Origin of the sequence: Pseudophaeobacter sp. (assembly GCF_039971195.1) — a bacterium.
Taxonomy (GTDB): domain Bacteria; phylum Pseudomonadota; class Alphaproteobacteria; order Rhodobacterales; family Rhodobacteraceae; genus Pseudophaeobacter.
The window spans coordinates 24556-38902 of sequence record NZ_JBDWPJ010000061.1; the positions used below are offsets into that span (position 1 = coordinate 24556).

At 57.3% G+C, this 14347-nt stretch carries 12 protein-coding genes; 6 read left to right on the top strand and 6 right to left on the bottom strand.

Going from position 1 to position 14347, the window contains the following annotated elements:
- The first annotated feature begins 10 nt into the window (after positions 1-10).
- Positions 11-1189, top strand: coding sequence for an RsmB/NOP family class I SAM-dependent RNA methyltransferase (locus ABJP42_RS05335; protein WP_348339033.1), 1179 nt, complete (start codon positions 11-13; stop codon positions 1187-1189).
- Between the two features lie 91 nt (positions 1190-1280).
- Positions 1281-3593: a hybrid sensor histidine kinase/response regulator gene (locus ABJP42_RS05340; protein ID WP_348339034.1), complete on the top strand. Its 2313-nt coding sequence runs from the start codon at positions 1281-1283 to the stop codon at positions 3591-3593.
- A gap of 23 nt (positions 3594-3616) precedes the next feature.
- On the opposite strand, the gene ABJP42_RS05345 is transcribed toward ABJP42_RS05340, so the two are convergent.
- Positions 3617-4216, bottom strand: coding sequence for a gamma-glutamyl kinase (locus tag ABJP42_RS05345; protein WP_348339036.1), 600 nt, complete (start codon positions 4214-4216; stop codon positions 3617-3619).
- A 192-nt stretch (positions 4217-4408) separates the two neighbouring features.
- On the opposite strand from ABJP42_RS05345, the gene recA reads away from it, so the two are divergent.
- The 3 genes from recA (at position 4409) to ABJP42_RS05360 (ending at position 8730) form a co-directional block, all read left to right on the top strand.
- On the top strand, positions 4409-5473 hold the full coding sequence (recA, locus tag ABJP42_RS05350) for a recombinase RecA (RefSeq protein WP_348339038.1): 1065 nt from the start codon (positions 4409-4411) through the stop codon (positions 5471-5473).
- 158 nt (positions 5474-5631) lie between these two features.
- On the top strand, positions 5632-8283 hold the full coding sequence (alaS, locus tag ABJP42_RS05355; RefSeq protein WP_348339039.1) for an alanine--tRNA ligase: 2652 nt from the start codon (positions 5632-5634) through the stop codon (positions 8281-8283).
- 159 nt (positions 8284-8442) lie between these two features.
- A complete protein-coding gene (locus tag ABJP42_RS05360) occupies positions 8443-8730 on the top strand; it encodes a DUF1330 domain-containing protein (RefSeq protein ID WP_009808398.1) in 288 nt (95 codons plus the stop codon).
- A gap of 167 nt (positions 8731-8897) precedes the next feature.
- Here the strand turns inward: ABJP42_RS05360 and typA are convergent, their stop codons facing one another.
- The gene (typA, locus tag ABJP42_RS05365; protein WP_348339051.1) at positions 8898-10718 is read right to left on the bottom strand and encodes a translational GTPase TypA; all 1821 of its coding nucleotides are present in this window, start codon (positions 10716-10718) and stop codon (positions 8898-8900) included.
- A 194-nt stretch (positions 10719-10912) separates the two neighbouring features.
- Positions 10913-11248 carry a DMT family transporter gene (locus ABJP42_RS05370; protein ID WP_348339042.1) on the bottom strand — a complete coding sequence of 112 codons (336 nt, stop codon included), beginning with the start codon at positions 11246-11248 and terminating at the stop codon, positions 10913-10915.
- A 239-nt stretch (positions 11249-11487) separates the two neighbouring features.
- On the opposite strand from ABJP42_RS05370, the gene ABJP42_RS05375 reads away from it, so the two are divergent.
- Positions 11488-12294, top strand: a complete 807-nt coding sequence (locus ABJP42_RS05375; protein ID WP_348339043.1) for a class II glutamine amidotransferase — start codon at positions 11488-11490, stop codon at positions 12292-12294.
- A 4-nt stretch (positions 12295-12298) separates the two neighbouring features.
- Here ABJP42_RS05375 and ABJP42_RS05380 read toward each other — a convergent pair whose 3' ends face one another.
- The 3 genes from ABJP42_RS05380 to ABJP42_RS05390 all read right to left on the bottom strand — a co-directional run.
- Complete coding sequence (locus tag ABJP42_RS05380) at positions 12299-13468, bottom strand: HD domain-containing protein (RefSeq protein ID WP_348339045.1); 1170 nt, start codon at positions 13466-13468, stop codon at positions 12299-12301.
- The gene (locus ABJP42_RS05385) at positions 13465-13707 is read right to left on the bottom strand and encodes a hypothetical protein (protein ID WP_348339047.1); all 243 of its coding nucleotides are present in this window, start codon (positions 13705-13707) and stop codon (positions 13465-13467) included. The genes ABJP42_RS05380 and ABJP42_RS05385 overlap by 4 nt, the downstream gene beginning before the upstream one ends.
- The coding region (locus ABJP42_RS05390) for an alpha/beta hydrolase (RefSeq protein WP_348339049.1) at positions 13707-14347 on the bottom strand (641 nt) is incomplete at its 5' end. The genes ABJP42_RS05385 and ABJP42_RS05390, both read right to left, overlap by 1 nt.

Below are 14347 nucleotides of genomic sequence, written 5' to 3' on the forward strand. Positions count from 1 at the left end.
GAGCCTGGGCATGACCCCGGCTGCCCGCCAGCAGGCGGCCATCGAAATCCTTGATCTGATCCTCGAGGGGGAAGCGGCTGAAAAGGCGCTGACCTCCTGGGGACGGCGCAATCGCTATGCCGGCTCCAAGGACCGCGCCGCAGTGCGCGATCATGTCTTTACTGCGCTGCGCTGCCGTCGTTCTTTTGCGGTTCTGGGCGGTGCCCAGACTGGCCGTGGCTTGGTCCTTGGTTCCTTACGCGCCGATGGCACTGACCCTGAGACGGTGTTTAATGGGCAGGGTTATGGACCGGCAGAGCTAAGCGAGGCCGAAAAGACGGAGCCGGAAAATTTTGGCTCAGAGGCTGAGCGTCTGGATATCCCCGATTGGATCTGGCCCTCCTTCCAGGAAAGCCTGGGCGACGAATGCAAGGCTGCGGCCATTGCCCTGCAATCGCGTGCACCGGTACATCTGCGGGTCAATCTGCTGCGCAGCAACCGTATCGCCGCAATCGAGGCCCTGGCAGAAGAAAGCATCTCTTGTGAGGCGCATCTGGCCAGTGAGACCGCGCTCAACGTCACCGAGGGCCAGCGCCGGGTGCGCAACAGCGCCTGTTTTGCCGATGGCCTGGTAGAGCTGCAGGATGCTGCCAGCCAAGCGGTGGTCGATGCGCTGCCCTTGCGAGATGGCATGCGGGTGCTGGACTATTGCGCAGGTGGCGGCGGCAAAAGCCTTGCCATGGCGGCCAAGGCCAAGCTGGATCTCTTTGCCCATGATGCCAATCCTTCCCGGATGAACGACCTGCCGCTCCGTGCTCAACGGGCCGGGGCGGATATCACCTGTCTTTCTGAGGATGAGCTGGATAGCAGCGCGCCGTTTGATCTGGTGCTCTGCGATGTGCCCTGTTCCGGGACCGGATCCTGGCGGCGGGCACCTGAAGGTAAATGGCGTCTTACCCGTGTCATGCTGGATGAGATCCGGATTTCTCAACGTCAAATCCTGGAAGATGCCGCGGCTCTGGTCGCGCCAACTGGCCATCTGGCCTATGCCACCTGTTCGATGCTGGACGAGGAAAACTCTGCGCAGATTCAAAGCTTTCTGGAGCAACATGAAGGCTGGAGTGTGGTGGCTCAAAAGGCCTGGCAGGTCCAAAATGGTACAGATGGCTTCTTTGTCACTGTGTTGACGCGTGCGGATGCGGGTTGTTAAGTAAATCCACAGGAAAGCTACATCTCCCTTAACGTGGCTTTAAGACTTTAGCCGCGTTATGGCGGGTACCAATCCTGAAGATGGAGCCGCAATGTCCGGTCGCCAAAACTCATCTGTGCCCGCCTTGCGGATTTACCAGCCCGAAAACCTGCGCCTTTTGGCGACTCTGGCCCTGTCAATCGGGCTCATGATAGTGCCGAGTTTCTTTGCGCTTCCAGACTGGGTGCTGCGAGGGCTTTTGACGGTTGGTTTGACCCTTCTGGCTGTGGCCTTGCTGTTGTTGTTTCAAACCCGGCTGCGGATGAATGCGCGCGCCATGGCGGTAGAACTGCTGACTGGTTTTATCGAAAAGGACGCCACGCCCAGTTTTGTTACCGATGATGACGGCACCATCCACGCCTGTAACCAGGCGGCCCAAAACCGGTTTCAGGACAATCAGCCAGAGACCCTGGCCGCTGCCCTTCGCTCAGTTCTGGCCAACCCTTCGGCGGTGCTGTTTCGCTTGCAAAGCCGGGCGCGGTTTGAAGGCGCCGCACGTGAAGATATCGTAACCCGTCGCGGCCATGTTCGCCTCGCGGTGCATCAGATGAACGGCGGCAGTTTCCTGTGGCGGGTCGAAGATATTGCCGAGCGGCAAAGTGGCCGGGGCTCGGAAGCGGTGCCCATTCCGATGATCACCGTTGGCCGCACCGGGGCGGTCCTGTTCATGAACGAAGCGGCGCGAAAACTGGTCGGCGAGCGGGTGAAGTCCACTGACCGGCTGTTTGTGACTCTTCCCGTAAGCAGTGGTGAAATCAATACCATCACCACCAAAAACGGCCCGCTGGACGTTCTGGTGACCGAGCTGAACCGCACGCAGGGGCGCTCAGAACTGTTCCTGATGGAAGTGAACAGCACGGAGCTGCAAAGCCAGCAGACCAGCTTTGAGCATATGCCGGTACCCTTTATCAAATTGGCGCCTTCAGGTGACATTCTATCATTGAACAAGATGGCGATGTCGATGCTGGGGGTGGAGACCCGTGACAACCTGAAGCTGGCGCAGCTGATGGAAGGGCTGGGGCGGCCGATGTCGGATTGGCTGCGCGACACAGCCGATGGTCTGGCCTCCAATAAATCCGAATTCCTGCGCCTGTCGCGCCCGGACAAAGAAGTCTTTGTTCAGGTGACGCTGACCCGCGCGGTGGAAGAAGGCAATACCATCCTGATTGCGGTGCTGAATGATGCCACCGAGCTGAAAACCCTGGAAGCACAATTTGTGCAAAGCCAGAAGATGCAGGCGATTGGCCAGCTGGCGGGTGGCGTCGCCCATGACTTCAACAATCTTTTGACCGCGATTTCAGGTCATTGTGACCTGTTACTGCTGCGCCATGATCAGGGCGATCAGGACTATGGCGATCTGATCCAGATCCATGAAAACGCCAACCGGGCGGCCTCACTGGTCAGCCAGCTCCTGGCTTTCTCGCGCAAACAGACCCTGCTGCCCGAGGTGTTGGATGTACGCGATACCCTTTCGGATCTGACCCATCTGCTCAACCGTCTGGTGGGGGAGAAGGTGACGCTGACGCTCAGCCACGACCCGGTGATGCGTTCGATCCGGGCGGATAAGCGCCAGCTGGAGCAGGTGCTGATGAACCTGGTGGTGAACGCGCGTGACGCCATGCCCAATGGCGGCGAAATCCGTGTCCGCACCGAGGCGGTAACACTGGACCAGCCTTTGAAGCGTGACCGGGCTTCGGTGCCCGAAGGCAACTGGGTTACTGTCAAGGTCAGCGACGAAGGGGTCGGCATCTCGGCCGACAAGCTGCAGAAAGTCTTTGAGCCGTTTTTCACCACCAAACGCACTGGCGAAGGCACGGGCCTTGGCCTATCGACCGCCTATGGCATCGTAAAACAAACAGGTGGCTTTATCTTTGTCGACTCAGTGCCAGGCAAGGGCACCCAGTTCACCCTGTTCTTCCCGGTCTATCAGGAAGGCGAAGATGACGAAGCCGTAGAACCTGCGCCCGAGGCGCCCAAAGCCGCTCCGGCACCGCAGCACGGTGAAGGTGTCGTTCTCTTGGTGGAAGACGAGGCGCCAGTGCGGGCCTTCGCCTCGCGCGCGCTTCGTATGCGCGGCTATACCGTGTTGGAGGCTGAATCGGCAGAGGACGCCCTGCGCACGCTAGAGGATCCGGGCCTTGAGGTGGACGTCTTTGTGACGGATGTGGTGATGCCGGGGATGGACGGACCAACCTGGGTGCGCGAAGCACTCAAGACCCGGCCAGATACACGCGTCGTCTTTGTGTCTGGCTATGCCGAAGGTGCCTTTGGCGAATCCGAGCCGGATGTGCCCAATTCGGTTTTCCTGCCAAAACCCTTCTCACTCACCCAGTTGACGGAAATAGTTCACGCCCAGTTTCAGTAAAGCTCTACCAGTTTATCGCCCAGTTAGTCCTGGCTGATACTGTCATAGAGCGCGAATTCCTCGGGCTTTTTGCGACGGAAAAGCGCTTCCACCTCGGGGCTGAGTGACAGATCCATCACCGGGCTGACATTGACCTTTTGCAGCTCGATTTTGACACTCAGGCGCTGTTCCAGAAAGGTCTGAATGTGTGGTTGATCCTCGTAGCGAAACAGATGGGTGACGTGGCAGCCGTTCTTTTGGGTTTCCAAAAATTTAGCCTGGCTGCCGACATTTGCAAATCCGGGCTGCTGACCTTTGCAATAGCCGCGTACAAAATCATCAAAACTGATGTCTTTGGTGGAGTTGGCCTTGCCATCCATAAAGGGACGCTGACGGAAGCGATACCAGCTGCCCAGCCAGCTCACCGGTTCCCGCATCACCGCCGCCACTTCGAGTTCCACGCCACAGACACGTTCGAACATAGGCCGAATCCACCGGTTGTAGCGATAAAGCGGCGCGTGTTTCAGCTCGGGCGGGTCGGTTATGACAAGATCCGCGCGGGTTTGCAGGGCCTCCTGATAGGCGGATGTTCCGGTTTTGGGAACCGAAAGCAAGGCAAGCTTTTCGTCATAGAATACCAGCATTTCCCGTTCCAAACCCTTTGAAATAAGATGAATTCACGCCTGCCCCCCCTATCTAACATCCAGCCTCCACGCTGAACAGGTGAAGTTTGTGTTTGCTTTGTTCTCTTTTTGGTCCCATAAGGAACAAGAGGCGAACAAAGCAGTGATTGCTGCGCACGCAGCTCTATGACACATAGAAAGGGACAAGGGACTATGGCGGATCTTTTGACCATGAAAAACAAAGTAAGCGGTGACAAGCAAAAGGCGCTCGACAGCGCGCTTGCACAGATTGAACGGCAGTTCGGCAAGGGCTCAATTATGAAATTGGGCGACGGGGCTATCCAAGAGATCGAGGCCAGTTCAACTGGCTCTTTGGGTCTGGATATTGCCCTGGGCATTGGCGGGTTGCCGATGGGGCGGATCGTTGAGATCTACGGGCCGGAAAGCTCGGGCAAGACCACGCTCACCCTGCATTGTGCAGCTGAGCAGCAGAAAAAGGGCGGCGTTTGCGCCTTTGTGGACGCGGAACACGCGCTGGACCCGCAATATGCAGCCAAACTGGGTGTTGATCTGGATGAGCTGCTGATTTCGCAGCCAGATACTGGCGAACAGGCCTTGGAAATCACCGATACATTGGTGCGCTCCGGTGCGGTCAATATGGTCATCGTCGACTCGGTGGCGGCGCTTACGCCAAAATCCGAACTCGAAGGCGATATGGGTGATTCCAATGTGGGCGTTCAGGCCCGGCTGATGAGCCAGGCCATGCGCAAGCTCACCGGTTCGATCAGTCGCTCCAACTGTATGGTGATTTTCATCAACCAGATTCGGATGAAGATTGGCGTTATGTTCGGCTCGCCCGAGACAACAACCGGCGGTAACGCCTTGAAATTCTACTCTTCTGTTCGTCTGGACATTCGCCGCATTGGCGCTGTCAAAGATCGCGACGAAATTGTTGGCAATGCCACCCGCGTTAAAGTCGTGAAAAACAAAGTGGCACCGCCCTTCAAGCAGGTTGAATTCGACATCATGTATGGCGAAGGCATCTCCAAAATGGGAGAACTGCTTGACCTTGGCGTTGCTGCCGGCGTGGTGAATAAATCCGGGTCCTGGTTCTCTTATGGGGATGAACGGATCGGGCAGGGGCGTGAAAACGCCAAACAGTTCCTGCGCGACCATCAGGCCATCGCCTATGACATCGAAGACAAGATCCGCGCCGCCCATGGGCTGGATTTTGACCGCCCCGATGCGGGCGATGAGGATGACATTCTCGAGGGTTAAGCCCCTTTGGGGTTTGGTCAAACGGGTCTTATCAAAGGGCGCAGGCAATCCTGCGTCCTTTTTACGTTCATTGGCGTAGCGCAGGCTGTGGACAGGGGCAGGTTGGGGGGATAAACCTCTTTCCAACCTTGAACATTGCCCGCAAAGGATCCCTATCCATGGCGACGCTGAACGACATCCGCTCCACCTTCCTGAACTATTTTGCCAAACAGGGCCACGAGGTGGTCGATTCCAGCCCGCTGGTGCCGCGCAATGACCCCACCCTGATGTTTGTGAACTCAGGCATGGTGCAGTTTAAAAACCTCTTTACCGGGGTTGAGACCCGTGACTACCAGCGCGCCACCACCTCGCAGAAATGCGTGCGCGCCGGTGGCAAACACAATGACCTCGACAATGTCGGCTATACTGCGCGCCACCATACGTTTTTTGAAATGCTGGGGAACTTTTCCTTTGGAGATTACTTCAAGGAAGAGGCCATCCCCTTTGCCTGGGAGTTGATCACCAAGGAATTTGGCATCGATAAAAACCGCCTTTTGACAACGGTTTACCACACCGATGACGAGGCTTTTGCGATCTGGAAGAAGCTCGGAGTTCCCGAGGATCGCATTATCCGCATCGATACAGCGGATAACTTCTGGCAAATGGGCCCCACCGGCCCCTGCGGTCCCTGCACCGAGATTTTCTATGACCACGGTGACCATATCTGGGGTGGCCCTCCCGGTTCGCCCGAGGAAGACGGTGACCGCTACATCGAGATCTGGAACGTGGTCTTCATGCAGAACGAAAAGTTCGAAGATGGCTCGATGACACCCCTGGACATGCAGTCCATCGATACCGGCATGGGGCTGGAGCGGATCGGCGCATTGCTGCAGGGCAGCCATGACAACTATGATACTGATCTGTTCAAGTCGCTGATCGAAGCCTCGGCGGATGTCACCAGCTCTGACCCCTATGGGGATCAGAATGTGCACCACCGGGTGATCGCGGATCACCTGCGTTCCACCTCCTTCCTGATGGCCGATGGGGTTATGCCCTCCAACGACGGTCGTGGGTATGTGCTGCGCCGCATCATGCGTCGCGCCATGCGCCATGCGCATCTGCTGGGGGCGAAGGATCCGGTGATGCATCGCCTGGTGCCTGCGCTGGTGCAGCAGATGGGCGCTGCCTACCCAGAGCTTGGCCAGGCGCAGTCGATGATCGAAGAAACGCTGAAGCTGGAGGAAACCCGCTTCAAACAAACACTTGAGCGTGGTTTGAAACTGCTTGATGACGAGGTCTCAGATCTTGATGAAGGCGCGCCACTGCCTGGAGCCGCTGCTTTCAAGCTCTATGACACCTACGGCTTCCCACTGGATCTGACGCAGGATGCCCTGCGCGAAAAGGGTCGTGAGGTCGACACCGATGGCTTTGACAGCGCCATGGCAGAACAAAAAGCCAAGGCGCGCGCCGCCTGGGCCGGATCGGGTGAAAGCGCCGATAGCACCGTGTGGTTCGACATCGCCGACCAGCATGGCGCCACAGATTTCCTTGGCTATGAAACCGAAAGCGCCGAAGGCCAGATTATGGCCTTGGTCAAAGAAGGCGGTGAAGTCAAAGAGGCCGGGCAGGGCGATGCCGTGCAGCTGGTGCTGAACCAGACCCCATTCTACGCCGAATCCGGCGGCCAGGTTGGCGACAGCGGTGAGATCCGCGTCGATGGAGGAGTGATCCGCGTCACCGACACCAAAAAGGCCGCTGGTGTCTTTATTCATATGGGCGAGGTGGTTGAAGGGCTGGTTACTGCAGGTTCCCCGGCGCAGTTGACGGTTGATCCCAGCCGTCGTTCTGCCATTCGCGCCAACCATTCAGCCACGCACCTGTTGCACGAGGCCCTGCGCGAAGCACTTGGCGACCACGTGGCGCAGCGCGGTTCGCTGAATGCCGATGATCGCCTTCGGTTTGACTTCAGCCATACCAAGGCCTTGAGCGAGGCGGAACTCTCCAAAGTCTCCGCTGATGTGAACGCCTTTATTCGCCAGAACACCCCGGTTGAAACCCGGATCATGACCCCGGATGATGCCCGTGCCCTGGGCGCGCAGGCGCTGTTTGGTGAAAAATACGGCGACGAAGTTCGCGTGGTCTCTATGGGCCTAGCCGAGACTGGCAAAGGCCAGGGGGGTGACACCTATTCGATCGAGCTTTGCGGTGGTACCCATGTCCGCCAGACCGGCGATATTGGAACTTTTGTCATTCTTGGCGACAGTGCCTCTTCAGCGGGTGTCCGTCGGATCGAGGCGCTGACAGGCGCCGCCGCCTTTGATCATCTGGAGCGCACGGCGGGTCAGATGGCAGAAATTGCCGGCACGCTCAAAGCGCAACCGGCTGAGGTGATGGAGCGTTTGAAATCCATGATGGGGGAACGCAAGGCTCTTCAGAATGAGATTTCCAACCTGAAACAACAGCTTGCCATGGGTGGAGGTGCCGGCGGTGGTGCCGAGGCCAAGGAGATCGGCGGAAAGAAGTTCCTCGCTCAGGCCCTGGAAGGGGTGTCCGGCAAGGATCTGCGCGGTTTGATCGATGCCCACAAGCAAAGCATCGGCTCGGGCGTGATCCTTTTGATAGCCGATGACGGTGGCAAGGTCGCGGTAGCAGCTGGCGTTACTGATGATTTGACCTCTGACGTTTCGGCCGTTGAGGTTCTGCGTGCGGCGGTTCCGGCCGTTGGCGGTAAGGGCGGCGGTGGCCGTCCCGATATGGCACAGGGTGGCGGCAAGGATTTTTCTGGTGCCGAAGCGGCTATTGCAGCAGCCGAGACCTATTTAGCGGGCTGACCACTGCCGCTCTGCAAGTTTTTGAATAAACAAACGCCCGCAGTTGTCTGAACTGGGGGCGTTTTTCCTTTTGTAGACCAAATGGTCAAAATTTTGATCGACGCCACCGGTCAATTATCTATGCTACACAAAAGCCAGGCAACACCCGGAGGTTTCCCCATGCCCGCACTTTGGATTGCACATGTCACCGTCACTGATGAAGAAGCCTATGGTAAATATGCCAAACTGGCTGGCCCTGCCGTGGCCAAGGCCGGCGGCGAGTTCATTGCCCGGGGTGGCCGTTTTGTTCAGCTGGAAGGCAAGGAGCGCCCGCGCAATGTGGTGGCCAAATTCCCCAGCGTCGAAGCTGCCGTGGACTGCTACCACAGCCCGGAATACCAGGAAGCACTGAGCCATGCCCGCGGCGCATCCGAACGGGAGCTGATGGTTGTAGAGACCAGCGAGTAATTCAAATCTCAGCATGATTTGGATTGAAGAGGGTTCCTGATTGGGGCCCTTTTCTCTTTTGTAGCTTTGTAGCTTTGTAGCTTTGTAGCTTGGAACAAAAATCTTGCTCATGAAACGAAAAAGGACGCCCCAAAGGCGTCCTTTCAATTCTTTTTTGGTTCAGTGGTTTAGCCGTTTTCACGGGCCATACGCTTGCGCTCGTGTGGGTCGAGGTAGCGTTTGCGCAGACGAATTGAGTTTGGTGTGACTTCCACCAGCTCGTCGTCATTGATATAGGCGATGGCCTCTTCCAGCGACAGGGTGATCGGCGTGGTCAGACGGACCGCTTCGTCGGTACCAGAAGCCCGAACGTTGGTCAGCTTCTTGCCTTTCAGCGGGTTCACTTCCAGATCGTTTTCACGGGAATGTTCACCAATGATCATGCCCTGATAGATATCGACCTGCGAACCGATAAACATCTTGCCGCGATCTTCGAGGTTCCACAGCGCATAGGCTACGGACTGACCGCTTTCCATCGACAAGAGCACGCCAGCTCGGCGACCTGGAATGGAGCCCTTGTGCGGCGCCCAGCCGTGGAAGACGCGGTTCAAAACGCCGGTTCCGCGGGTGTCGGTGAGGAATTCCCCGTGGTAACCAATGAGGCCACGGGACGGCACATGTGCGATAATACGGGTCTTGCCTGCGCCTGCGGGGCGCATCTCAACCAGCTCGCCCTTGCGGGCACCGGTGATTTTCTCAATCACAGCACCGGAGTATTCGTCATCGACGTCGATGGTGGCTTCCTCGATAGGCTCCATGCGGACACCATCGACTTCTTTCATCAGAACCTGAGGACGCGAAATCGACAGCTCAAACCCTTCACGGCGCATGTTCTCGATCAGAACACCCATCTGAAGTTCACCACGGCCGGCAACTTCAAAGGCATCGCCGCCAGGTGTGTCAGTGATTTTGATCGCGACATTGCCTTCTGCTTCTTTCATCAGGCGGTCACGGATAACCCGAGACTGAACCTTTTTGCCATCACGACCCGCCAGTGGGCTGTCATTGATGCCAAAAGTTACGGTGATGGTAGGCGGATCGATTGGCTGGGCGTCAAGGGCTTCATCCACGGCCAGCGCGCAGATTGTATCAGCAACTGTAGCCTTGGTCATACCGGCCAGCGAGACGATATCGCCGGCCTGGGCTTCGTCGATGTCCTGCTGCGCCAGACCACGGAAGGCCTGGATTTTGGTGACGCGGAACTGTTCAATCTTTTGGCCAATGCGGGACAGCGCCTGCACGGTCGCGCCGACCTTCAAGGTGCCGCTTTCAACGCGACCAGTCAGCAGGCGGCCTACAAAGGGATCAGAGCCCAGGGTGGTGGCCAGCATACGGAAATCTTCGCTTTGGCGTTTGATCTGCTTGGGTTCAGGCACGTGGTTGACGATCAGATTGTACAGTGCGTGCAGATCCTTGCGAGGGCCGTCCAGATCAGCGTCAGCCCAACCGTTTCGGCCCGAGGCATACATATGTGGGAAGTCGAGCTGATCTTCGGTTGCGTCCAGCGACGCAAAGAGATCAAAGCATTCGTCCAGCGCCCGGTCAGGCTCGGCGTCGGGCTTGTCGACCTTGTTCAGCACCACGATAGGGCGCAGGCCCAGGGCTAGGGCCTTGGAGGTCACAAACTTGGTCTGCGGCATTGGGCCTTCGGCGGCATCCACCAGCAGCACAACACCGTCGACCATCGACAGGATCCGTTCAACTTCGCCGCCAAAATCGGCGTGGCCGGGAGTATCAACGATGTTGATCCGGGTGCCGTTCCATTCCACCGAAGTGGGTTTGGCAAAAATGGTGATGCCCCGTTCGCGTTCCAGGTCGTTGCTGTCCATGGCACGTTCAGCCACAGCCTGGTTCTCGCGGAAGGCGCCGGATTGTTTCAGCAGCTCATCAACCAGGGTGGTTTTCCCGTGGTCCACGTGAGCAATGATCGCAATGTTGCGCATGTCCATGACGTCGTCAGCCTTTGTAAGGAAGTTGCGCCGCGCATAGCCCGATCTCACGCCAAAGGCCAGCAGAAATACGTCGCAATTGGGCTCTGGGGCCAAAGCTGCAACAATACTGCGTATTTACCTGCTGTTTTTTCCCTTTTTGCGGCGCGGGGGCGTCGCAGAAGCCGATAGGAGCCCCACTTCGCAGCCCTTGATCAGTGGCCGGACGAAGAGGAAGACAGGTGGATAACCAGCACGCCTGCGATGATCAGGCCAATGCCGATGATGGCAGGCAGGTCGAGCCGCTGGCCAAACATCACCAATCCAATAAAGGCGATGAGCACAATACCCAGTCCGGCCCAGATAGCATAGACCAGCCCGACCGGCATGTATTTCAGTGTTTGACCCATCATGTAGAAGGAAAACCCATAGGCGGCAAAAACCAAGAGCGACGGTCCCAGCCGGGTGAACTGCTGGCTGGCCTGCAGTGCCGTGGTGCCAATGGTTTCGGCGATGACGGCGACGATCAGGTAAAGGTAGTGAATGGGCATGCTGCGATCCTTCTGACAGGCTGGAGCACAGCTCCACATTCCCTCGCCATATCTGAGCCGTGAGTGGGAAAACAGTCTGGAAACGGCAGAATTTTTACTTTTTGGCGCTAACCTCACCCGGCCGCATTGAGCGCGCGGGTTTTGCACCATTGAACAGGTACCTGTGCACCTGGGGCAATCGACCCTCGGCAATCCGCACTGTATCAGCCGGACCACTAGCTTACAGGAGTTCAGGTTACATGTGTCGTTGGGCCGCCTATCTGGGATCGCCAATCTACCTCGAAGACATCATCTCTCGTCCCGGTCATTCTCTGGTGGCACAAAGCCAGGTTGCGACGGAATGCAAGACCAGTACAAACGGCGACGGGTTTGGAGTCGCCTGGTATGACAACCGGCCAGAGCCAGGGCTTTACCGCGATGTTTATCCAGCCTGGTCCGATACCAACCTGCGGGCCTTGGCGCATCAGGTGAAATCGGGGCTGTTCCTGTCGCATGTGCGGGCCTCGACCGGTTCGGCCATCAGTCGCAACAACTGTCACCCTTTTGCCGCCGGGCACTGGTCCTTCATGCACAATGGCCAGGTCGGAGGCTTTGAGACCTTCCGCCGCTACGCAGATATGTGCATCCCGGATGAGCTCTATCCCCACCGAAAAGGCGCCACCGACAGCGAGGTCTTGTTTCTGCTAGCCTTGAAAGAGGGGATCGATCAGGATCCTTTGGGCGCGATGGAACGGGCAGTGGCCAAGCTGGAAAGCCTGTCGCGCGACAGGGGAACAACACCGCATATGCGACTCTCGGCCGCCTTGTCAGATGGGCAGAGCCTCTATGCGGTACGCTATTCCTCGGATCATATCGCCCCATCTTTGTACTATCGCTGGAGCGAGAGCCGTCAGGGCTGGGCTGTGGTGTCAGAACCTCTGGAACAGGAGCAAGATGGCTGGAAGCAACTGCCAGCGGGAGGGTTTCTGACCCTTTCCGCGGACAGGGCTGAGGTCTCTGAATTTGACCCGTCCCGGCAAGTGATCGACCTTAATTGCCCTGGCTAACTTCTTATGCGCGGCCGTTTTCTTCAAACCACGGAGTGACCTCGGCACGGACATGGTCCCAAACAGCCGGGGCGCCGCGCGTGACCTTTACGCCCACCCGGCTGTCCAGTTGCGCCAGGCTGACATCATAGTCCAGCCAGCTGCCGCCGCCATTCAGCAGATTGAGCAAAACTGGCTGCACCCTGTCGATAGATTTGGCAAAGACAGCATCCGCAGTTTCCGCAGACTCAAACTCATCCCAAAGCCCGCGAAACTCAATGTCTTGGGATTTCGGCAGAAGACCAAACAGGCGATCAGCCGCAGCCTGCTCCAACGCCTCCTGTTCGGCCAGCGCCTCGGGTGAAAGCGCGCCGTGGATAGGCGTGTCTCCGGCATCGACTTCGACAATATCATGCAGCAAGAGCATATTGATGACACGCGTTGTATCAATGGGTTGCACCGCATACTCACCCAGGATCCAGCCATAAAGCATGATATGCCAGCTGTGTTCGGCAGAGTTCTCTGCTCGCGAGCCATCGCCGAGCCAAGTGGCTCGCACAATGGTTTTGAGCGCTTCGGCTGCGTTCAAAAAAGGCAAACGGATGGTCAGCTCTGACACATCCCGATCCCTAGCATGGCCCAGCAAATCCACTGCGTGATCATAGGCCTGCGGGAAGGTTTCTTTCAGGGCCGCTGCCCGGCCGCCAAACAGGTTACCGCGCACCACTTCGATATGTTCAGGAACCGGATCTGCACCGTAAAGTGTCTGAAAAATCGGTTGGCAGTGATCCAGCTGCTTGGCAAACCGCGCATCTGCACTCTCGGCCTGTTCGAATTCATGCCAAAGGGTATGCAAAGCATTGCCCTGATCCTCGGGCAGAAGTCCAAACAGCCGTTTAGCGGCGGCTTTTTCCGCCTGTTCCACCGCGCCCCAATCCACATCGTCACTGATCGGGTGATCGCCTGCGTCGATCTCGACAAGATCATGCAGCAGGAGCATCTGAATAACCCGACTGATCTCGACCTCTGGGGCGGCAAAGGGGGCCAGCACCAGAGCATAAAGCGCCAGATGCCAGCTGTGTTCTGCTGAATTCTCACGCCGGGAACAATCGAGGATCAGGTTCTGCCGTTCGATCCCGCGCAGCCTGTCTGCCTCCAGTAAAAAGGCAAACTGGGCGCGAATTCGGTCACTCATTTTTTGACTTTCTCTTCCAGGTCGCTTTGGACCTGTGCCAGTTTGGCGGCAATGAAATCGCGGGCTTTGCGCTCTGCAAGGCGCACGCGAATTTCCGTCAAAAAGGCTTCTTCCAAGGATTGAGAGGCTGCCCCAAGCTCTTGGGCAACCTCCATATAAAAGCGATCCTCGCCAATGGCATCCTGGACCTTGAGCGTATCGATAGCCAGCTTTTCACCCAGCTTTTCGATGGTCCCCATTAGCGTGTATTCTCTGTCAGGCGACGTTTCACATAGTCTGTGGTGTGATCCATCAAGGTATCCATATGATCACCCTGGAAGAAGTGGTCTGCGCCTTCAACTTCGGTATGGGTGACAGTGATGCCTTTTTGTTCGTGCAGCTTGTTGACCAGATTGACGGTATCCGCAGGTGGCGCCACCCGATCAGAGGTGCCGTTGATGATCAGGCCAGACGAGGGGCAGGGCGCCAGGAAAGAGAAGTCATACATATTGGCGGGCGGGGCCACCGAAATAAAGCCGGTGATTTCCGGGCGGCGCATCAAGAGTTGCATGCCGATCCAGGCGCCAAAAGAGAATCCAGCAACCCAGCAATGTTTGGAGTTGTTGTTCATCGACTGCAGATAATCCAGCGCCGAGGCCGCATCTGACAGCTCACCAATACCCTGATCATATTCACCCTGCGACCGGCCTACGCCACGGAAGTTAAACCGCAAAACGGTAAAACCCATATTGTAGAACGCATAATGCAGGTTGTAGACGACCTTGTTGTTCATGGTGCCGCCGAACTGAGGGTGCGGGTGCAGAACAATAGCAATAGGAGCGTCTTTTTCTTTTTGGGGGTGATAGCGGCCTTCGAGGCGGCCTTCGGGTCCGGGAAAAA

What these genes read in the sequence shown, in the direction of transcription:
- ABJP42_RS05335 (WP_348339033.1), top strand. Translation starts at nt 11, where the DNA reads ATGACCCCGGCTGCCCGCCAGCAGGCGGCCATCGAAATCCTTGATCTG.
- ABJP42_RS05340 (WP_348339034.1), top strand. Translation starts at nt 1,281, where the DNA reads ATGTCCGGTCGCCAAAACTCATCTGTGCCCGCCTTGCGGATTTACCAG.
- ABJP42_RS05345 (WP_348339036.1), bottom strand. Translation starts at nt 4,216, where the DNA reads ATGCTGGTATTCTATGACGAAAAGCTTGCCTTGCTTTCGGTTCCCAAA.
- recA (WP_348339038.1), top strand. Translation starts at nt 4,409, where the DNA reads ATGGCGGATCTTTTGACCATGAAAAACAAAGTAAGCGGTGACAAGCAA.
- alaS (WP_348339039.1), top strand. Translation starts at nt 5,632, where the DNA reads ATGGCGACGCTGAACGACATCCGCTCCACCTTCCTGAACTATTTTGCC.
- ABJP42_RS05360 (WP_009808398.1), top strand. Translation starts at nt 8,443, where the DNA reads ATGCCCGCACTTTGGATTGCACATGTCACCGTCACTGATGAAGAAGCC.
- typA (WP_348339051.1), bottom strand. Translation starts at nt 10,718, where the DNA reads ATGGACATGCGCAACATTGCGATCATTGCTCACGTGGACCACGGGAAA.
- ABJP42_RS05370 (WP_348339042.1), bottom strand. Translation starts at nt 11,248, where the DNA reads ATGCCCATTCACTACCTTTACCTGATCGTCGCCGTCATCGCCGAAACC.
- ABJP42_RS05375 (WP_348339043.1), top strand. Translation starts at nt 11,488, where the DNA reads ATGTGTCGTTGGGCCGCCTATCTGGGATCGCCAATCTACCTCGAAGAC.
- ABJP42_RS05380 (WP_348339045.1), bottom strand. Translation starts at nt 13,468, where the DNA reads ATGAGTGACCGAATTCGCGCCCAGTTTGCCTTTTTACTGGAGGCAGAC.
- ABJP42_RS05385 (WP_348339047.1), bottom strand. Translation starts at nt 13,707, where the DNA reads ATGGGGACCATCGAAAAGCTGGGTGAAAAGCTGGCTATCGATACGCTC.